This is a genomic window from Stenotrophomonas sp. YJH_SMC_138 (assembly GCF_059369855.1).
Window position 1 is genome coordinate 214,730 of record NZ_JCAFTB010000006.1, and the last position, 16,490, is coordinate 231,219.

At 67.9% G+C, this 16,490-nt stretch carries 24 protein-coding genes; 19 read left to right on the forward strand and 5 right to left on the reverse strand.

Annotation, left to right across the window (positions count from 1 at the left end; translation table 11 throughout):
* Positions 1-3: 3 nt before the first annotated feature.
* Genes AC5P7I_RS14500 through AC5P7I_RS14515 form a run of 4 tightly spaced genes read right to left on the reverse strand, consistent with a single transcriptional unit; the run spans position 4 to position 2,051 of the window.
* The gene (locus AC5P7I_RS14500) at positions 4-234 is read right to left on the reverse strand and encodes a hypothetical protein (RefSeq protein WP_032957563.1); all 231 of its coding nucleotides are present in this window, start codon (positions 232-234) and stop codon (positions 4-6) included.
* Entirely contained in the window at positions 231-656 is a 426-nt protein-coding gene (locus AC5P7I_RS14505) for a VOC family protein (protein ID WP_087922649.1), read from the reverse strand. Before AC5P7I_RS14505 ends, AC5P7I_RS14500 begins: the two co-directional genes overlap by 4 nt.
* Before the next feature lie 10 nt (positions 657-666).
* Positions 667-1,128, reverse strand: a complete 462-nt coding sequence (locus AC5P7I_RS14510) for a helix-turn-helix domain-containing protein (RefSeq protein ID WP_014647242.1) — start codon at positions 1,126-1,128, stop codon at positions 667-669.
* On the reverse strand, positions 1,125-2,051 hold the full coding sequence (locus tag AC5P7I_RS14515) for a LysR substrate-binding domain-containing protein (protein ID WP_014647243.1): 927 nt from the start codon (positions 2,049-2,051) through the stop codon (positions 1,125-1,127). The genes AC5P7I_RS14510 and AC5P7I_RS14515 overlap by 4 nt, the downstream gene beginning before the upstream one ends.
* A gap of 91 nt (positions 2,052-2,142) precedes the next feature.
* On the opposite strand from AC5P7I_RS14515, the gene AC5P7I_RS14520 reads away from it, so the two are divergent.
* From AC5P7I_RS14520 to AC5P7I_RS14535, 4 genes are all read left to right on the forward strand, one after another.
* Positions 2,143-3,183, forward strand: coding sequence for a hypothetical protein (locus tag AC5P7I_RS14520; RefSeq protein WP_262087699.1), 1,041 nt, complete (start codon positions 2,143-2,145; stop codon positions 3,181-3,183).
* Complete coding sequence (locus tag AC5P7I_RS14525; RefSeq protein ID WP_046430791.1) at positions 3,180-4,061, forward strand: TolB family protein; 882 nt, start codon at positions 3,180-3,182, stop codon at positions 4,059-4,061. The genes AC5P7I_RS14520 and AC5P7I_RS14525 overlap by 4 nt, the downstream gene beginning before the upstream one ends.
* 62 nt (positions 4,062-4,123) lie before the next feature.
* Positions 4,124-4,666 carry a GFA family protein gene (locus AC5P7I_RS14530; protein ID WP_262219539.1) on the forward strand — a complete coding sequence of 181 codons (543 nt, stop codon included), beginning with the start codon at positions 4,124-4,126 and terminating at the stop codon, positions 4,664-4,666.
* The gene (locus AC5P7I_RS14535) at positions 4,659-4,967 is read left to right on the forward strand and encodes a DUF6958 family protein (RefSeq protein ID WP_014647247.1); all 309 of its coding nucleotides are present in this window, start codon (positions 4,659-4,661) and stop codon (positions 4,965-4,967) included. The genes AC5P7I_RS14530 and AC5P7I_RS14535 overlap by 8 nt, the downstream gene beginning before the upstream one ends.
* Here the strand turns inward: AC5P7I_RS14535 and AC5P7I_RS14540 are convergent, their stop codons facing one another.
* Entirely contained in the window at positions 4,968-6,323 is a 1,356-nt protein-coding gene (locus AC5P7I_RS14540) for a sigma-54 interaction domain-containing protein (RefSeq protein WP_262087701.1), read from the reverse strand.
* Between the two features lie 397 nt (positions 6,324-6,720).
* Between AC5P7I_RS14540 and AC5P7I_RS14545 the strand changes: the two genes are divergently transcribed.
* From AC5P7I_RS14545 to AC5P7I_RS14615, 15 genes are all read left to right on the forward strand, one after another.
* A complete protein-coding gene (locus tag AC5P7I_RS14545) occupies positions 6,721-7,251 on the forward strand; it encodes a FapA family amyloid fibril periplasmic chaperone (protein WP_075076950.1) in 531 nt (176 codons plus the stop codon).
* A gap of 41 nt (positions 7,252-7,292) precedes the next feature.
* The gene (locus AC5P7I_RS14550; RefSeq protein WP_051007184.1) at positions 7,293-7,862 is read left to right on the forward strand and encodes a FapB/FapC family functional amyloid domain-containing protein; all 570 of its coding nucleotides are present in this window, start codon (positions 7,293-7,295) and stop codon (positions 7,860-7,862) included.
* A 43-nt stretch (positions 7,863-7,905) separates the two neighbouring features.
* A complete protein-coding gene (locus AC5P7I_RS14555) occupies positions 7,906-9,222 on the forward strand; it encodes a FapB/FapC family functional amyloid domain-containing protein (protein ID WP_262087702.1) in 1,317 nt (438 codons plus the stop codon).
* Between the two features lie 99 nt (positions 9,223-9,321).
* Positions 9,322-10,026 carry a C39 family peptidase gene (locus AC5P7I_RS14560; protein WP_014647252.1) on the forward strand — a complete coding sequence of 235 codons (705 nt, stop codon included), beginning with the start codon at positions 9,322-9,324 and terminating at the stop codon, positions 10,024-10,026.
* Between the two features lie 13 nt (positions 10,027-10,039).
* Positions 10,040-10,789, forward strand: a complete 750-nt coding sequence (locus AC5P7I_RS14565) for a hypothetical protein (RefSeq protein ID WP_049439623.1) — start codon at positions 10,040-10,042, stop codon at positions 10,787-10,789.
* A 49-nt stretch (positions 10,790-10,838) separates the two neighbouring features.
* On the forward strand, positions 10,839-12,131 hold the full coding sequence (locus AC5P7I_RS14570; protein ID WP_046430801.1) for a transporter: 1,293 nt from the start codon (positions 10,839-10,841) through the stop codon (positions 12,129-12,131).
* Positions 12,132-12,432: 301 nt separating this feature from the next.
* A complete protein-coding gene (locus AC5P7I_RS14575) occupies positions 12,433-12,723 on the forward strand; it encodes a RebB family R body protein (protein WP_005416648.1) in 291 nt (96 codons plus the stop codon).
* 43 nt (positions 12,724-12,766) lie between these two features.
* The gene (locus AC5P7I_RS14580) at positions 12,767-13,036 is read left to right on the forward strand and encodes a RebB family R body protein (protein WP_005416649.1); all 270 of its coding nucleotides are present in this window, start codon (positions 12,767-12,769) and stop codon (positions 13,034-13,036) included.
* Between the two features lie 26 nt (positions 13,037-13,062).
* Positions 13,063-13,329 (forward strand): RebB family R body protein, encoded by a 267-nt coding sequence (locus tag AC5P7I_RS14585; RefSeq protein WP_006446865.1) that lies wholly within the window; start codon positions 13,063-13,065, stop codon positions 13,327-13,329.
* Positions 13,330-13,389: 60 nt separating this feature from the next.
* Positions 13,390-13,662 carry a RebB family R body protein gene (locus tag AC5P7I_RS14590; RefSeq protein ID WP_005416651.1) on the forward strand — a complete coding sequence of 91 codons (273 nt, stop codon included), beginning with the start codon at positions 13,390-13,392 and terminating at the stop codon, positions 13,660-13,662.
* A gap of 70 nt (positions 13,663-13,732) precedes the next feature.
* Positions 13,733-13,969 carry a RebB family R body protein gene (locus AC5P7I_RS14595; protein WP_032957589.1) on the forward strand — a complete coding sequence of 79 codons (237 nt, stop codon included), beginning with the start codon at positions 13,733-13,735 and terminating at the stop codon, positions 13,967-13,969.
* Positions 13,966-14,550, forward strand: a complete 585-nt coding sequence (locus AC5P7I_RS14600; RefSeq protein ID WP_049406879.1) for a RebB family R body protein — start codon at positions 13,966-13,968, stop codon at positions 14,548-14,550. The genes AC5P7I_RS14595 and AC5P7I_RS14600 overlap by 4 nt, the downstream gene beginning before the upstream one ends.
* A 47-nt stretch (positions 14,551-14,597) precedes the next feature.
* Complete coding sequence (locus tag AC5P7I_RS14605; protein ID WP_014647257.1) at positions 14,598-14,945, forward strand: hypothetical protein; 348 nt, start codon at positions 14,598-14,600, stop codon at positions 14,943-14,945.
* Positions 14,946-14,965: 20 nt separating this feature from the next.
* On the forward strand, positions 14,966-16,045 hold the full coding sequence (locus tag AC5P7I_RS14610) for a hypothetical protein (protein WP_262087703.1): 1,080 nt from the start codon (positions 14,966-14,968) through the stop codon (positions 16,043-16,045).
* The gene (locus AC5P7I_RS14615) at positions 16,042-16,488 is read left to right on the forward strand and encodes a hypothetical protein (RefSeq protein ID WP_262087704.1); all 447 of its coding nucleotides are present in this window, start codon (positions 16,042-16,044) and stop codon (positions 16,486-16,488) included. Before AC5P7I_RS14610 ends, AC5P7I_RS14615 begins: the two co-directional genes overlap by 4 nt.
* Positions 16,489-16,490: the final 2 nt, after the last annotated feature.

The following is a 16,490-nucleotide window of genomic DNA, read 5'->3' on the forward strand; positions in this document are numbered from 1 at the left end:
GCCTCAGCCCGCAGCGCCCAGTGCGGCGCCGCGGCGTTTCCCGGCGTAATGCAGCACGAACAGGTACAGGCCGGTGAACAGCTGCAGGAACAGTGGCGGCAGCGGCGAATAGGTGATCCACGCTGCAGGCTCGCCCTGCCCCAGCCCGCGGACGACGAAGTTGGCGATCACCGCCAGGGTGAAGACGATCGAGGTCCAGCGATGTACGGGCCGCGCCCAGCCACCGCGGCTCATTGACGGCGCCTCGCTTCGGAGCGCGCTTCGATCATCTTCCAGCCATTGCCGGACGGGTCGCGGAACCCCGCATCGATGGCGCCGTAGCGTTCGACCGGCTCCTGGGTGAACTCCACGCCCTGCGCCAGCCATTGCGTGTAGCGCGCCTGGCAGTCATCCACGGCCAGCACCAGCGGCGGCATTGCGCCCTTGGCCACCAGCTGCTGCAGCGCCTGCGCGGTGGCCGCATCGTGGGTGGGCGGACCGGGCACGAACAGGCCCAGCTGGAATCCGTCCTGGCCGGGGCTGCGCACCGTCAGCCAGCGGTAGCTGCCATTGCGCACGTCGGTATGCACTTCGAAGCCGAGCGTGCCGACGTAGAACGCGAGCGCCTCATCCTGGTCGCGCACATACAGGCCGACCGTGTTCACAGTGTTTGTCATGGGACCTCCCTCAGGTGGGATCCACGTTAGCAACCGCCTCGCGGCGGCGCTTCTCCAAAACTGCGATGTTCAGGTCCGGTCGCTGCGCGGCACGTGCGTGGCATTCCGGCACGCTGGCCGGCGTCGCCTCGCCGGCGCGCTCGCGCTGGCGCACATTGCCCGGGCTGTCGCCGGTGATGTCACGAAAGATGCGCCCGAAGGTACCCAGGCTGCTCCAGCCGGTCTGCGCGGCGATCTCGGTGACCGGCAGCTCGGTGTCACGCAGCATCGCCACGGCCCGTTCGATGCGGCGGCTGAGCAGGTAGCGGTGCGGCGGCAGGCCGAATGCCTGCTTGAACGAACGCGCGAAATGCGCAGGCGATACCGCACTGACCTCGGCCAGGCGGGCCACCGGCCAGTCCTCGTGACTGGCGTGGTCCATCCGGTCCTTGGCACGCAGCAGGCGCCGCAACAGTTCCGGGCTCTGGTTCATGGCGTCACCGCGTGTGCCAGATGATGTCGCGACGCACGCCTGGCCTGCGCGGCCTGCTCGCCCAGCCAGTCACCGAATGCGATGACCTTGGTGCTGCGGCTGCGCGCCGTCGGTGCCACGAACCAGAAACCACGCCCGTCGCTGGCCACACCGGGATGTGCCTGCACCAGGCGCCCACTGTCCAGTTCGGCCTGGAACAGGATCGGCGAGCCGATGGCGATGCCCTGCCCGGCAATGGCAGCACCGACATCCAGATGCTCCATCGCAAAGGGGGTGACGAAGCTCTCCGGGTCCGGTGGCGGAACAGCACCATGTGCGGAAAACCACAGCGCCCACCAGTCAGGCCTGCCGAGCAGTGGAACCTCCAACGCCCGCCGACCGAGCCCGTCTGCCGCCGGCAGCAGCGCTGGCGCGCACAGCGGAGTGAAAATGCTGGGGAACAGGGGCGTGGCCTGCAGCCCGGGCCACGCACCATGCCCGTTGCGGATGGCGGCATCGAAACGCCCGGCGGCCAGGTCCTGCGGCTCTGCCGACAGGTCCAGTTCCAGCACGATGCTTGGATGGCGCGCGCGGAAACTGCCCAGGCGCGGCGTCAACCAGCTGGTGCCCAGCGTCGGTAGAACGGACAGGCGCAGTCGTGCCGCATCCATGTCAGCGGCGCGCATGAAACTGGCGCGCAGCGCGTCGAAGGCCCGGGTGGCCTCCACTGCGACGCTCGCACCGGCGGCGGTCAATTCCACATGCTGGGCGTGACGCAGGAACAGGCAGGTACCGGTCTGGGCCTCCAGCCGGCGCACGTGGTAACTCACCGATGCCGCACTGGTGTCGAGCTCCTCGGCGGCGCGGGCGAAACTGCCCAGCCGTGCCGCCGCCTCGAAGGCGCGGATGGCGACAAGCGATGGCAGCTGGCGTTGGGTCACCATAAGTGTGGCTTAGCCTGAGCCCCGATATCCACGTGGTCAATCCCCCTCGCACGCGCAACGATGGAGGCACCTCCGGCACGGGATAACGCACATGGATCGACGGCAGTTCCTGGCCACCCTGGCCGCCACGGCAGCGTCCACCGCCCTGCCCTCCGGGTGGGCCCTGGCCAGCCCCAGCGCAGACTGGAAATGGTTGCAGGGCAACTGGCAGGTCCGGCACCAACGCCTGAAGGAGCGCCTGGTGGGCGATACCCGCTGGGACGCCTTCACCGGCGCCAGCGCGGTCTGGCTCACCCTGGGCGGGCTCGGCACCATCGATGACAACGTCATGGCACTGCCTTCGGGCCCCTACAGGGGCCTGGGCGTGCGTGCCTTCGATCCGGTGTCTTCCACCTGGTCGATCTGGTGGATCGATGGGCGCACCCCTGCCCATATCGAAGCGCCCGTGCGCGGTGCCTTCGCAGGCGATGGCGGCAGCTTCCGTGGTCGCGATGACTTCAAGGGACGCCCCATCGAGGTCTGGTTCCGCTGGCATGACATCCACGGCGATGAGCCGTGGTGGGAGCAGGCGTTCTCCGACGATGCCGGTGCCCATTGGGAAGTGAACTGGCGCAACTGGTTCCGCCGCACTGCTGCGATCCCCACTCCGCTTCCGAAGCTGCCGGATGCACCGGGCGATTTTGATTTCCTGGTGGGCCATTGGAACGTGCGCCATCGCCGCCTGCGCGCTCGGCTGGCAGGCAGCGATGCGTGGGACGCGTTCAACGGCACCCTGCACAACTGGCCGGTACTGGGCGGATTCGGCAACGTGGGCGACAACCTGATGGACGTGCCTGGAGCACCGCTGCGCGGCATGGGCATCCGCGCCTGGAATGCGGCCGAGCGGCACTGGCTCAGCTGGTGGCTGGATGGCCGCGCGCCGACCCGGATCGGCGCGCCACTGCGCGGGGCGTTCGAGGCCGGTGTCGGCCGCTTCTTCGGCGAGGACCAGCACGAGGGACGGGCGATCCAGACGCGGGTGATCTGGTCACGCATCACCCCGCGTTCGGCGCGCTGGGAACAGGCGGCCTCCGCCGATGGTGGACGCAGTTGGGAAACCAACTGGGTCAGCGACTTCGAGCGACAGGCATGAAGGCGCTGCTGGCCGTGATGCTGCTGGCATCGGCATTGCCCGTGCCCTCCCCGCCCGTGGTGCTGCGGATCATCGGTCCCGCCGAGCGCTTCGCCCCCGGCATTGCCTCCACACAGCATGACGAGATCCGGCTGACCCTGAGTCCGGACGGCAATACCGCCCTGTGGTTCAGCCGCAACCGGCCGGGGGGGCCTGGGGGCTACGACATCTGGATCTCGCACCGCGAAGGTGACCGCTGGCGGCCGGCCACGCCAGTGCCGTTCAACACGCCGGGGCGCGACTTCGATCCCGCATTTTCCGCAGATGGGCGCGTCGTGTATTTCTGCTCGGACCGCGCAGGCGGCCAGGGCGGTGACGATCTGTATCGGGTCAGCATGGGGAGCGACGGTCGATTCGGGGAGCCAGTCAATCTTGGCCCCGCAGTGAACAGCGCGGCCGATGAGTTCGCGCCGATGCTCTCGCCCGACGGTCGTACGCTGTTGTTCTCCAGCGATCGTGCGGGCGGTGCTGGCGGCCATGACCTCTACAGCGCGGCGATGATCGGCGGCGTCGCGCAGCCGGCACGGCCGCTGGCGGGAGACCTCAATACCGCAGCGCAGGAGTTCGATGCCACCTTCCTGGGCGACGGCCGAACGGTGGTATTTGCCCGCGCCCAGGACTTCGGCAGCGCACCGGTGCGCCAGTTCATTGCCTACGAACGTGGAGGCCGCTATGACGCAGGCCATGCTTTGCCATCGCCCGTGAACGCGCCCAGCGGCGACAGCTACGGCGCGATGCTGGATGGCTCGCGCCGCGACACGCTGACCTACTCGGCGCGACGCGCCGGTGGTGAGGGACTGGACCTGTACCGCGTCCGCTACCGGATGATGCCGCCCTGAAGGCAGTGGGTGTCGATTTCCCACGCGCCCGTTCGTCGAGAGGTTGAGTACCCCAGGAGAAAATGCAGATGCCTTCCCAACAGTCCCTTGCCTGCGCCTGCGGCCAGGTCCGCCTGACCACCACCGGCAGCCCCATCGCCAGCGTCGAATGCTGCTGCGACAGCTGCCGCAGGGCCGGCGCCCGGATGCAGGCGATGCCCGGCGCACCGCAGGTGCTGGGGCCTCAGGGCCAGACGCATTTCGTAATGCAGCGCAAGGATCGCGTCCGCATCGATGCCGGGCATTCCCGGCTGCACGCGTGGCGGTTGTCCAGCACGGCCGGCAGCCGCCGCGTCGTGGCGGGCTGCTGCAATACGCCGCTCTTCCTGGAGTTCAGCGGTGGCCATTGGCTGAGCCTGTATGGGCTGTTGTGGCCGGACGCGATACGCCCCGCCGTGGAGATGCGGACGATGGTCAACGATCTTCCCGACGCGTCTGTCCTTCCCGGCGATGTGCCCAACCTGAAGACCCACTCGCTGCGGTTCCATGCCCGGCTGTTGAAGGCGTGGATCTCCATGGGCTTCCGCAGCCCACGCATCGAGATCACGGGAGGCAGCCATGCCTGAGCCCGAGCGGATCGAGATCGAGAGCATCACCACGCCCGGGCACATCCAGCGCGTGGATCGCGCCAAGTACATGGCCATGCGCGCGGCCCTGCTGCGTGCCTTGCCCAGGCAACCTCCCGGGATGACGGTGGCGCAGGCGAAGCAGGCGCTGTTGCCGCACCTGCCCGCATCGCTGTTTCCGCAAGGCGCCACGGCCGGTTGGTGGCTGAAAGCCGTGCAGCTGGACCTGGAGGCCAAGGGCGTGATCGAGCGTCTTCCAGGCACGCCACTGCGCCTGTTCAAGCACGTGCCGGCCGGCTGATCAGCGCTGCGCCGGCAGCTCCAGCCGATGCTTGCGGCACAGCCGATACACGGTCACCCGCGAGATCTGCATCTGCCGCGCGCACTCGGAGACGTTGTAGCCGGTCTGCCGCAGCGTCTGCAACAGCACATCACGTTCGGCCTGGCCGCGGGCATCGTGCAGCATCGCCCCCGGCGGCGCATGCACGCGCCCTCCCAGTTCGAGGTCACGCTCGCTGATCAGCTCGCCTTCGGCCATGATCGCCGCCCGCTGCACCCGGTTCAGCAGTTCGCGCACGTTGCCGGGCCATTCGAAACGCCGCATCGCCTGCAGCGCAGCGGGTGCAAAGCCACGTGCACGCACGCTGTGGCGCAGGCGGAAGCAGCGCAGGAAATGTTCCGCCAGCAGCTGCACATCAGCGCCGCGCTCGCGCAGCGGTGGCATCAGCAGGCGCAGCACGTTGAGGCGATAGTAGAGATCGCTGCGGAACCGCACCTGCGCCACCGCGTGCTCCAGTTCCACATGGGTGGCAGCCAGTACACGCACGTCCGCCCGCAGCGGCTGGCTGCTGCCGACCCGCTCGAACGTACCTTCCTGCAGCACGCGCAACAGGCTGGTCTGCGCTTCGGCCGGCAGGTCGCCCACCTCGTCAAGGAACACGGTTCCGCCGGATGCGGCCTCGAATACGCCGATCTGGCGCTTGTCAGCACCGGTGAACGAGCCACGCTCGTGGCCGAACAGCTCCGACTGCACCAGGTTCGCAGGGATGGCACCGCAGTTGACCGCGATGAACGGCTTGCCTGCACGGCCGGACAACGCGTGCAGTGCATGTGCCGCCAACTCCTTGCCGGTGCCGGTCTCGCCGGTGACCAGCACCGGCAGATCGACCGGCGCGAACTTGTGCAGTACGGTGCGCACCGCATGCAGCGCAGGACTCTCGCCGATCAATGCGCGCGGCCCCTGCCCGCCGCACACTTCGTCGGCAGACGTATCCTCCGCGTCGAACTGCTGGCGCATCGCCGCCACCAGGTCCTGCAGGCCGAAAGGAAGCGTGAACCGCGAGATGCAACGCTGCAACAAGGGCCGCCACGCTGCAGGCGTGGGCCCTGCGCCAGGCGGCAGCACCGCCAGCCAGGTCAGATGCGCGTGCTGTTCGATCCACGGCGCCAGCAATTGCTGGGCCGGCGCATCCAGATGGCGAAGATCCAGCACGGCGAGCAGCCGGTCGCGCCCGCGCAGGCCGATGGCCATCGCCGGGTCGGGATGGATGCGACGCACGTACCAGCCTGCGGCCGCCAGCGCGCTGCGCTCGTTCGCCAGCGGCTCGCCGAACCAGAGCACGCATCGTGACGCAGAAGCCTCCGGGACCGCTGCCATGCTTCCCCCAGCATCCGGACACCGTCGGCGGACTGTCAGGCAATCACCGGCGTGCCGCCCCTCCGCCGGGACCTCTACGGCCACCGCGGCGGCCTTTGTTGCGCGGATCCTAGCGCTGCGCTAAACGGCGGCGCAATGAGCGGCGCGTCAAGAAAGCACTGGCTGAAGCGGCATCGTTACAGTCCGCGGCGGCACCTGTAACACCGGTGCGACAGTCGGCCGCCTGCCTTGCCCTGCGGCGCTTGGCGCTGCGCAATCCCAACATTTTTTCCACACGGCTGTATCAGTGCAGCAGCAACGCCCCACGCCCGCCAGTGCCCGCCCCCCTGGCTGCCAAGCCTTTCAGGGTTGGCACGGATGATGCGTGGTTCCGCCGCACCCATCACGGGAGATCGGTATGGACGGCATCACCCCCATTCGCGGCCTGCTGGCAATGCTGGCCGTGGCCCTGCTGTCGGCAGCCGCGGGCGCCTCTGCCTCCGGTGCCCGCCAGGGCGTGAAGGCACAACCGGGCGAAATCGTCCTGTTGCGGGATGTGGCCGCGCGACCGGCCTATCGCATGGCGCCCCCGGGCATGGCGCTGATCGCCGATCCGAAACCGCAGCGCGAGATTGCGTTGGCGCTCGGTGCGGGTACCCCGGCAAACGCGATGGATGAGCTGAGCGATGAGGACTATGCCGGCATGGGGGCGGGGCACACGGCTGCGACCGCGACCCCCACGGGCACCACCGTCGAACGGGTCGCCCAGCAGGCCCTGGGCGGCACGCTGGGACGCAGCAGTGACGGCATGCTCGGCAGCAGCCTCGGTGGCGCACTGGGTGGCCCACTGGGCGCGGTCGGGAACAGCACCCGCGGCATCGGCGATACCGTGCGCGGCGCGCTCGCCCAGTTCCCGTTGCAGGGCCCGGCCCCGGCAGGTGGCAAGTGAAGCGGGCACGTTGGCTGCTGGTCCTGTTTGCCACGCCGTTGATGGCGCAGGCCGACGACTACAGCGGCATGCTCGCCTACCTCGACGTGGCCCGCATCGACGGTCACGCCCTGGCGGGTGCAAACGGCGCCATCGCGTTGAACCAGGCGGCCGGTGACCTCAACCTGCAGGCCAACCTGCATGGCATCGCCACCGGCGAACGCGCCGACGTGTCGATCGGCAACCGGCAACTGCGGGCCGGCAACCGCGTGCTGAGCGCACCGGCGCACGCCACCGCCGTCATCGACGGCAACGCGCTGGCCGGTGCCAGCGGCATCGCATCCATCAACCAGGCCAGCGGCATCGCCAACACGACGCTCAACGTCGTCAGCGCGACGCTGGCCAGACAGGGCATACGCGAATCCGACGATACGGCCTTGGCCGCCGAAGGTTCCGCGTTGGCAGGGGGGCGGGACGACGCCGGTCGCGGCGTCGCGACCGGCACCCGCAGCGCCGGTGTCACCAGCACCGCGCTGCGGGGATTCGACGGGGTCCTGCAACTCAATCAGATCGCGGGCAGCGGCAACGACACGGCCAATGTGCTGGGCCTGGTCGTGCAGGACCGCCCGTGACAACCACCCAACCGATGCACCACCCGATGAGAGAGAGGGCACCATGAAAGCGACCGTCAAACGGACCATGCTCGCCATGGCGATTGCCACTGCCTCGACCGCCGCTGCGGCCAATGGCTGGGACAACCAGAACGCCAACGCGAACATCAACCACAACCACACCGTCAGCGAAACCCGCAACGACACCCACAACCACGCCGACAACGACGTACGCAACCGCACCGTCAACGTCAATGTGCAGAAGCACAGCACCATCCAGGCCGACGAGCGCAAGGAAAAGAACAACCACGGCGTCGACGTGAACCTGGAGAAGGACCTGCGCCTCAGCACCGACGTCAATTTCTCCGGCGACCCCACCATAACCGGCGACATCGACCTCGACTCGGCGGCCATTGCGGTGATCGACAACCGCCAGTCGATCAGCAGCAACGCCACCAGCAACAGCCTGGTCACCAACAGTGCCTCCATCGGTGACAGCGTGGGTGCCGGCGCCTCCGGCAACCTCGGCTTCAACGTGGTATCGGGGGACAACAACGCCCAGGACAATGCCGCGTCATTGTCCGCTGCCGATGCGTCCTTCAGCTTCGGCATGGCCGACGCCGAGGTGTTCGTCAACCAGGCCGGCTTCGGCAACGCCACCATGAACTCCGGCGTCACCAATGCCGCAGGTCTCGGTGGCAATGCCTTCGGCGGTGCGTCAGGCAACATCGGTGTCAACATTGCTTCGGGCAACAACAACGAGCAGAAGAACGCGCTCGCGGCCTCGGTCGCAACCACGGCGATGGCGCAGTCGAGCATCAGCTCCAACCAGGTCTCCACCGGCAACACGGTCAGCAATGCCGGCTTCGTGCAGTCCTACACCGATACCGTGCAGGTCGGCCTGCATGGCGGCGTCAGCGGCCTGACGTGGGGCTATGGCGCCGGCACCTACCGCGGCACCGGCAATGCCTACCAGATGGCCAACTATTACCTGGATACGTGGAACGGCGCACTGCCGCACCCGGGTGGCAACAGTACCGGCCACATCGACCTGGACAACGAGATCCAGAACGCCACGATGAACCCCAACCGGCCGGGGGTGGGCGGCCTGGGCTTCGATACGCGTGAAAGCGGCACCAGCCAGTTCGTCGAACTGGGCGTGGCCGATCTGTACGCCAGCCTGAGCGGCACGGTCAGCACCACGCGCTGGGTGAACGTCAACGCCACCAACACGTCGGCCTTGTCCGGCAGTGCCTTCTCCGGCGCCTCCGGCAACATCGGCGTGAACGTGGCGGCGGGCACCGGCAACCTGCAGGCCAACAGCCTGGCCCTGGCCGTAGCCCAGCCCAGCACCGGCGGTGGTGGCGGCAACGGCGAGTAAGTGCACCACCCCGGCCGTCCGCCAATGGCCGGGTTCCCGGGAGCCCCTGTTCCTCCTCCCCCTTGGGGCAGGGGCTCCCTCCTGCTGCTGGAGAACGTGATGATCGGCCACCGTCTCTCGATATGCCTGCTGGCCTGCCTGCTGTTGCTGGGCGGTGCATCGGCGCGGGCGGGCGACGTCGGCTTCGCCGCCGTGCTGCCCAATGGCGCACTGCTGCAGCAGAAGGTGGAAAGCATGCAGGAACGGCGCTACCGCAACGTGGTGCGGCAGCACACCGATTACAGCTGCGGGGCGGCCGCACTGGCAACCATCCTGCGCCATGCCTATCACCTGCAGACCGACGAAGCGACGGTGATCGAAGGAATGATGGGGGTGTCCGATCCAGCGCTGGTGGCCGAGCGTGGTTTCTCGCTGCTCGACATCAAGCGCTACGTGGAATCGCTGGGCATGCGCGGGCGCGGCTATCGTATCGATGAAACACGCCTGCGCACGCTTCGCGTTCCCGGTCTTGTGCTGATGGACGTGCGCGGCTTCCGCCACTTCGTGGTGCTCAAGCAGGTGCGCGACGGTGTGGTCGAGGTGGCTGATCCCATCCTCGGCAACCGCAGCCTGGCGCTGCCTGAATTCCTCGCTGCGTGGCCATCGCGTGCCGTCTTCGTGGTGATCGGCAGCGATTTCGATCGCAACACGGTTCTGCTGCAACCCAGCGAACGGCCCAGTGCCCGCGCGCTCTACGCGCGACAGGGGCCGATCACCGATGCCGAACTGGTCGACTTCGGCTTCAGCCACGCAGACCTGTTCTGAAGGAGGTTCCGCCATGTTCCGTCACCGCCTGTTGATGGTCCTGCTGCTGGCCTGCCCCGCCCTGCCCCTGCAGGCGGCGGACGCGGCGCCCGGGCGCGGCCTGAAGGAAATCCCGGATCCCGAACTGAACCTGATGCGGGGCCGTTACACCGTGGGCGGCAATACTGTCGCCTGGTTCGGGGTGACGATGGTCTCACAGTGGCAGGCCAGCAACGGAAGCGTGTTGCAGGGTGCGTTGACCCTGGGCATGGACTTCCGCGGCGGGGGCAGCCCGAAACTGAGCTTCCAGCCCAGCGTGCACGTCACCGCCGCAGATGCGCCGCTGCCGGACACGCAGGGTCGCCACATCGACAGCAGCGGCCTGGCCAACGCCAGCGGCGTGGTGCAGAGCGTGCAGGTGGCCGGCGATGGCAACGTCGCCCGCAATGCGACCACGCTGGTGGTACGCAATGGCGCGGTGCCGGCCCTGCCGGATGACGGTGCCCATTCGATCAGTGCACACGCCGCAGGCGTCTCGGCCTCTGCGGTGCTCGACGGCAACCAGGCACGCCTGCTGTTGCAGGTAGATGGCCAGGGCCTGGTCCAGCAATGGATACGCAACGGCAGCGTCGGCCAGGGCATCGCCCTGGCCGGTGACGGCCAGATCGCCAGCAACCAGCTGCGGCTGGAGCTGGTGCGGGATACCGCGGGCGGCAACCTGCCGTTGAGCCAGAACGTGGCCCAGGCGATTGCGATGAACCGCGGCATGGGGCCGGGCCGGTAGTACCACGGCACGGCGTTGGGGGAAGCGTTCCACAACGCAGGACACGAACATGCACACCCTGATGAGGATCACCCCGTTGGCGCTGGCGGCGCTGGCGGGCACCGCCTTCGCCGCGCCACCCGCGGCGGATGATGGCGCCGACGTGCAGGCGCTGGCCAACCAGCTGGAGCAGCTCAAATCCAACTACGCGCAGGAAGTGCGGCGGCTGCGCGAACTGGACATGCAGGTGCAGGCGATGCAGGCGCGCCTGAGTGGGAAGGTTGGCCCGATGGCCCCGTCTACGACTGCGCCCGTCGAGCATGGCTCGACCCTACAGACGTCACCGGGCAGCGAAGGCTATGCCAGCAGTGCCGCCGAGGCGCAGCAGGCAAAGCAGGAATCGCGGCGCAGCGTGGATGATGTGAAACAGCAGCAGTCGGCGCTGTTCTCGCGCCGCTTCACCGTCGAGAACAGCCTCACCTACGCCCGCTACGACCGCAAGCAGCTCACCCTCAATGGCTTCCTGGCGCTGGATGCGATCTTCCTCGGCAACATCGCCATCGAGAACGTCGAGTCCGATTCGCTCACCTACAATCTGGCCGCGCGCTGGGGCGTCAGCCCGAACCTGACGCTCAACCTGGACGTGCCATACCTGGCGCGGCGCACCGTCTACCAGAAGGGCGGTGCCGGCGGTGCGGCGGCCGCGATCGCGCAGGAAGAAACCAATGGCAACGGCCTGGGCGATATCGGCCTGAGTGCGAATTACCGCTTGTTCGGCGAGCGCGGCTGGCGCCCGGAAGCCGTACTCACCGCCGGAGTGACCGCGCCCACCGGGCGTGCACCTTACGGCCTGGACTGGAAAGTGATCGAGCGCGATGACGATGACTACATCCGCTTCGCCGTGCCCAAGGAACAACCGACCGGCAATGGCGTGTGGCAGGCCAACGTCGGGCTGTCGATGGTCAAGACAGCCGATCCGGCGATCCTGTTCGCCAACCTCGGCTACGTGCATTCGTTCCCGCGTGGTTTCAGTGACATCGACAGCAACCCCGACACGGTCAACCCGGGTGACGTGAAGCTCGGCGGCTCGGTCTACTTCGGCGCCGGCGTGGCCTTTGCGTTCAACGAGCGCACCAGTCTCAGCCTGTCCTTCAGCGACCGCATCAGCGCCCGCGCTTCCACCCGTTTCCAGGGCGGGAAGTGGATGAAAGTGATTGGCAGCGACGCCAACGCGGCGTCACTGAATCTGGGTGTGACGTATGCGCTCAACCAGCACACCACGCTGGTGACCCTGCTGGGCATCGGGCTGACCCCGGATGCACCGGACTTCACGCTGGCGTTCAAGATCCCTTACATGCTCTGACCCGCCCGATCCGGCGACGCTGTGGCCGACAGCCCCTCGCCGCCGGATCGCGCTGCCCACGCGCAGGCCCTGTGTGTGCTCCAGGGCAACGCGCCAGCGCTGGCGACGACGGCGATGATCATCAGTTCCGCCGTATTCACGCCGCACCTTCACGGTGATCCCACCGCATTCTCCGTCGATTCCGCCAATCCGGCGGCGGCGCCATTTCCTACTCTGGCCCCACGGTGAAGCCCAGGCCGCTGCAGGCAACGCACCGTGACACTGGATACCACGCACTTCCACCCTTTCGCAGGAGCAGGACATGGCATTTCCAACCGCGGTAAACGACCAGATCACCGATTCGGTCACCCAGGCCAACACCAAGGTGCTGGGCGACGCGCCCGCCGTGGCAGTGGGCAATCTGTACCAGGCCACCGCACAGGCGCTGGCCAATGCCGCCCACAACGCCACCAACGCGCAGCAGCAGTCCTACGTCACCGCGCAGTCGGCCACCACCATGGGAGTGGCCACTCTGTACTCGATCGATACCGCCACCACGGCGGTAGCGAGCAAGGAAATCCTCAGCACCCGCGTCCGCGGCCTGGGCTCCTGATCTGTCGTTCCATCGCTGACCCGCCAACCTCAAGGAGATCGACATGGCATTCCCGACCGCTGTAAACGACCAGATCACCGATTCGGTCACCCAGGCCAACACCAAGGTGCTGGGCGACGCGCCCGCCGTGGCCATGGGCAATCTGTACCAGGCCACTGCGCAGGCGCTGGCCAACGCCGCCCACAACGCCACCAATGCGCAGCAGCAGTCCTATGTGACGGCGCAGGCGGCCACCACCATGGGCGTGGCCACGCTGTACTCGATCGACACCGCCACCACCGGCGTGGCCACCAAGCAGATCCTCGGCGCGTGATGCGCCGGCAGGCAAGGAGCTGAGCCATGGCATTTCCCACGGCCGTCAACGACCAGATCACCGACTCGGTCAGCCAGGCCAACCTGCAGGTGCTGGGCGTGGCGCCTGCCACGGCAATGGGCACGCTGTACCAGGCCACCGCGCAGGCGCTGGCCAATGCCGCCCACAACGCGACGCTCGCCCAGCAGCAGATGTATGTCACGGCGCAGGCCGCGACCACGATGGGCGTCGCGCTGCTCTACGCCGTCGATACCGGCGCCACCGGCGCCGCCACCCGGAAGATTCTCGGCTGATTCCATTGAGTGCCGGCAATCTCCGTTCCTGTAGTGCTGTCCACCCTAGGAGCTTCCACCATGGCATTTCCCACCGCCGTCAACAGCCAGATCACCGATTCGGTCTCGCAGGTCAACACCAAGGTGCTTGGCGATGCGCCGGCCATCGCAATGGGCAACCTGTTCGTGGCCACCAGCCAGGCGCTGTCCAACGCCGCGCACAACGCCACCAACAACCAGCAGCAGTCCTACGTGACCATGCAGGCGTCGACCACCCAGGGGGTGTCCACGCTGTATGCGATCGACACCGCCTCCAACGGCGTGGCCACCCGCGAAATCCTGGGCCTGCGCTGACGTGTCGGCCCGGCGTGACGCCAACCACCGCGCCCCCGCTCAGGGCGGCGTCACGTCGGGCCCCTGATCGATGGCCGCATCGCCCGCCACCGGCTACCTGCTGGCAACCACCAGCGCCGGATCCGGTGTGGCGATCGCCCTTGCCCCCTCGTTCGCGATGTCCGCCACCTACCTGGCGATGGCCGACAGCCTCGGCCTGGCAATGCAGAACGCGGTGGCCAACCAGCAACGCGGCCAGGTGACCGCCGGCGCAAGCCTGGCCCAGGTCCTGGCCCTGATCATCCAGAAGGGAGCCGTTCCGTCATGAGCAGTGAGAACACCGTCAACAGCCAGATCGTCGACAGCGTCAGCGCTGCCTCGACGTTGCTGGTGGCCCAGGGTCCGGCGCAGTCCTTCAGCATGCTGGACATGGTGATGCTGGAGACGCTGGGCACCGCCATGCACAACGCCGTCGCGCGCCAGCAGGGTGCAGGCATGGTCAGCAACGCAGCGGTCACCGCCACCTGCGCGAAGATGATCAACGCTCCCTGGCCGGTGCCGCCACCCGCTCCGGAACCCCCTCCGCCGCCACCACCGCAGGTCATCCCCCTGCCCGGCCCGGTGCCGGCGCCCCCTTCGCCTGCGGCGGTGATCGCCGCGGCCACCGCAGAAGGAAAGACCGCCATCAGCGTCCTGCAGGCACAGACCCACGGTGCCACTGCCGACGCTGCGGCCGCTACCAGCAGCCTGCATGCACTCCAAACGCTTGCAGGCAATGCGGCAGCGCCCGCGCCCGGTCCTGCGCCCGACCCCGCGTCCGGTCCGGATCCGGACGCAGGTCCCGCCCAGGATCCCGCGCCAGACTCCCCTTCCCCTTCCCCGGCAGACGACGCTGACGCCGGGGCCTGACAGACTGCAGGCCGCCTGCGGCCCCACCCGCCCATCAAGGAGCCCGTATGGACCCGAGGAACGTCAACGCCCAGATCATCGATGTGATCAACCAGGTGCAGACGGCCACCATGTCAGCGACCGTCGTGACGACCAGTGGTGCCGGCAAGGCCTACCAGTCGGTGGCCCAGTCTGCGGCGATCGCCGTACAGGATGCCGCCGACGCCCTGCGCAATGTCTCAACCATCGCGACCACCGCGGCCGGCGTGGCCATGGCCCAGTACCTGGCGACGGGGGACGAAAAGTACGCGAGGGTACTCACGCAGGCGCAGAACATGATGCAGGGGGCCACCGCCGACTTCAACCGCGTCGGCAATGCCGCTGCGACCGTCCTCAAGGAATTTCCGGCCCAGTGAGGCCGCCAGGAGATCCACGCATGAGCATTTTCATTGCCGGTCGTTCCATCCCCCAGGCCAACCTGATCAGTCAATCCTGCAGGCAGGTCCTTCAGTTCATCGACGGCGGCGAGCACTGGTTGAAGTGGGCAATGGAATCGCACGAGCACCGCTACGCCTTCTCCGACGAGGGCACGATGCTCGATGGGGTGCAACAGGGCCTGCACGGTTCGCGCATGACATGGTTGCCGCGCACCGGGTTGCAGATCGGCCCGGTCAAGCTGCTCAGCCTTGGTGCCAGCGACCTCGGTGCCCTGCGCAACATGGAGTTTGATGACGAGACACGCCTGTCGCACATCGAGGCACAGCGAGTGCTGGAAAAACACCGGCTGCTGACCAACGCCGAGCTCGGCGCCTCGCGCGCGTTCCTGGCTTCGATCGGCGCGGCCGACGCACCCCTGCTGCAGCAGCTGGACTTTCGCGAATCGGTGGCGCTCCACCAGCTGGCCGGTGAGGTGGGCATGTCCGCCGCAGGGCGCGACGACCTGGCCGACTCTGCCGGCTTCGCGCTGCTGCACGCGCGCAGGCCCATCGAGTTTGCCGACTACTTCCGCTTCTACCAGCGGGTGAGCGCAGGAGGTGGCAGCCGCGAGCATCGGCTGACGCGTGCCACCCGTGCGTTGCAGCAGGTGCTGCCGATCCTGTTCGGCTTCCTGGACGGGCCGCAGCTGCCACAGTTGCCGTCGCCAGAGCAGGTGCGCGAGGCGATCGACGCAAGCCTGGCCGCGCACCGGCAGATCGGCTATGCCCGCATATCGCTGGCCGCCCAGCAGATGGCGGCCTGCTTCGACGACGAACCCGAACTGCTGCAGGATGACAGCCGGTTGCGCGAGGCCGCGCGGTGGCAGCTGCGCGATGCGCAGGAATTCCTCAACGAACATCCGGTTTCCCGTGGCCGGCTCGGCCAGGACGGTGCCAGCGTGCAGTTCGCGATCGATGGTTCCAGAGCGAAGGCGCTGATACAGGTGGAGGACAATGTGATCACCCTGCAGGATTACCGCCGAACCCGCCGCCACCTGGGCGATGAAGCGCGGGTGGATTATCAGAAGGATGCAGTGTGAACCCGGCTCCGGCGCCAGATGGCGATGGCGTGCGGGCAGCAACAGAGGCCTTTGCTTCGGCAGCCGGCGCGGCCGTTGCTGCCGGACGCCTGGCGGCCCGGCAACAGGCGCAGAAGATCCTGGCCGATGCCCAGGCGGCATTGCGCCACATCCTGGGGGAGCGCAGTGACGGTGTTCCCCCCTCATCCCCAGCAGGAGCACCGACGATGACCTTCCCGACCCCGCTTCCCGGCAAGCCCACTCCCGCCCATCCGGCGGGCAGAACCCCGATGGAGATCGCCCAGGAACTGGCGGACGCCGCAATGGCTGCCAGTGAAGAAGGCATCCGCACCGCGATGAAGGTTTCGCAACGCGCGGTCGAGGCCGCCGCCGAGGCCGCGCGATGCGCGGACGAAGCGGCCGAACAGGCCGTGCAGCGCGCTGCCGAAGCCAACGCGCGCTGACG

Excerpts from the sequence above, each read along its gene's own strand:
- AC5P7I_RS14510 (WP_014647242.1), bottom strand. The coding sequence starts at position 1,128 with ATGAACCAGAGCCCGGAACTGTTGCGGCGCCTGCTGCGTGCCAAGGAC.
- AC5P7I_RS14545 (WP_075076950.1), top strand. The coding sequence starts at position 6,721 with ATGGACGGCATCACCCCCATTCGCGGCCTGCTGGCAATGCTGGCCGTG.
- AC5P7I_RS14535 (WP_014647247.1), top strand. The coding sequence starts at position 4,659 with ATGCCTGAGCCCGAGCGGATCGAGATCGAGAGCATCACCACGCCCGGG.
- AC5P7I_RS14530 (WP_262219539.1), top strand. The coding sequence starts at position 4,124 with ATGCAGATGCCTTCCCAACAGTCCCTTGCCTGCGCCTGCGGCCAGGTC.
- AC5P7I_RS14580 (WP_005416649.1), top strand. The coding sequence starts at position 12,767 with ATGGCATTCCCGACCGCTGTAAACGACCAGATCACCGATTCGGTCACC.
- AC5P7I_RS14570 (WP_046430801.1), top strand. The coding sequence starts at position 10,839 with ATGCACACCCTGATGAGGATCACCCCGTTGGCGCTGGCGGCGCTGGCG.
- AC5P7I_RS14505 (WP_087922649.1), bottom strand. The coding sequence starts at position 656 with ATGACAAACACTGTGAACACGGTCGGCCTGTATGTGCGCGACCAGGAT.
- AC5P7I_RS14590 (WP_005416651.1), top strand. The coding sequence starts at position 13,390 with ATGGCATTTCCCACCGCCGTCAACAGCCAGATCACCGATTCGGTCTCG.
- AC5P7I_RS14610 (WP_262087703.1), top strand. The coding sequence starts at position 14,966 with ATGAGCATTTTCATTGCCGGTCGTTCCATCCCCCAGGCCAACCTGATC.
- AC5P7I_RS14600 (WP_049406879.1), top strand. The coding sequence starts at position 13,966 with ATGAGCAGTGAGAACACCGTCAACAGCCAGATCGTCGACAGCGTCAGC.
- AC5P7I_RS14595 (WP_032957589.1), top strand. The coding sequence starts at position 13,733 with ATGGCCGCATCGCCCGCCACCGGCTACCTGCTGGCAACCACCAGCGCC.
- AC5P7I_RS14575 (WP_005416648.1), top strand. The coding sequence starts at position 12,433 with ATGGCATTTCCAACCGCGGTAAACGACCAGATCACCGATTCGGTCACC.
- AC5P7I_RS14515 (WP_014647243.1), bottom strand. The coding sequence starts at position 2,051 with ATGGTGACCCAACGCCAGCTGCCATCGCTTGTCGCCATCCGCGCCTTC.
- AC5P7I_RS14565 (WP_049439623.1), top strand. The coding sequence starts at position 10,040 with ATGTTCCGTCACCGCCTGTTGATGGTCCTGCTGCTGGCCTGCCCCGCC.
- AC5P7I_RS14560 (WP_014647252.1), top strand. The coding sequence starts at position 9,322 with ATGATCGGCCACCGTCTCTCGATATGCCTGCTGGCCTGCCTGCTGTTG.
- AC5P7I_RS14520 (WP_262087699.1), top strand. The coding sequence starts at position 2,143 with ATGGATCGACGGCAGTTCCTGGCCACCCTGGCCGCCACGGCAGCGTCC.
- AC5P7I_RS14500 (WP_032957563.1), bottom strand. The coding sequence starts at position 234 with ATGAGCCGCGGTGGCTGGGCGCGGCCCGTACATCGCTGGACCTCGATC.
- AC5P7I_RS14605 (WP_014647257.1), top strand. The coding sequence starts at position 14,598 with ATGGACCCGAGGAACGTCAACGCCCAGATCATCGATGTGATCAACCAG.
- AC5P7I_RS14555 (WP_262087702.1), top strand. The coding sequence starts at position 7,906 with ATGAAAGCGACCGTCAAACGGACCATGCTCGCCATGGCGATTGCCACT.
- AC5P7I_RS14585 (WP_006446865.1), top strand. The coding sequence starts at position 13,063 with ATGGCATTTCCCACGGCCGTCAACGACCAGATCACCGACTCGGTCAGC.
- AC5P7I_RS14550 (WP_051007184.1), top strand. The coding sequence starts at position 7,293 with ATGGCGCAGGCCGACGACTACAGCGGCATGCTCGCCTACCTCGACGTG.
- AC5P7I_RS14540 (WP_262087701.1), bottom strand. The coding sequence starts at position 6,323 with ATGGCAGCGGTCCCGGAGGCTTCTGCGTCACGATGCGTGCTCTGGTTC.
- AC5P7I_RS14525 (WP_046430791.1), top strand. The coding sequence starts at position 3,180 with ATGAAGGCGCTGCTGGCCGTGATGCTGCTGGCATCGGCATTGCCCGTG.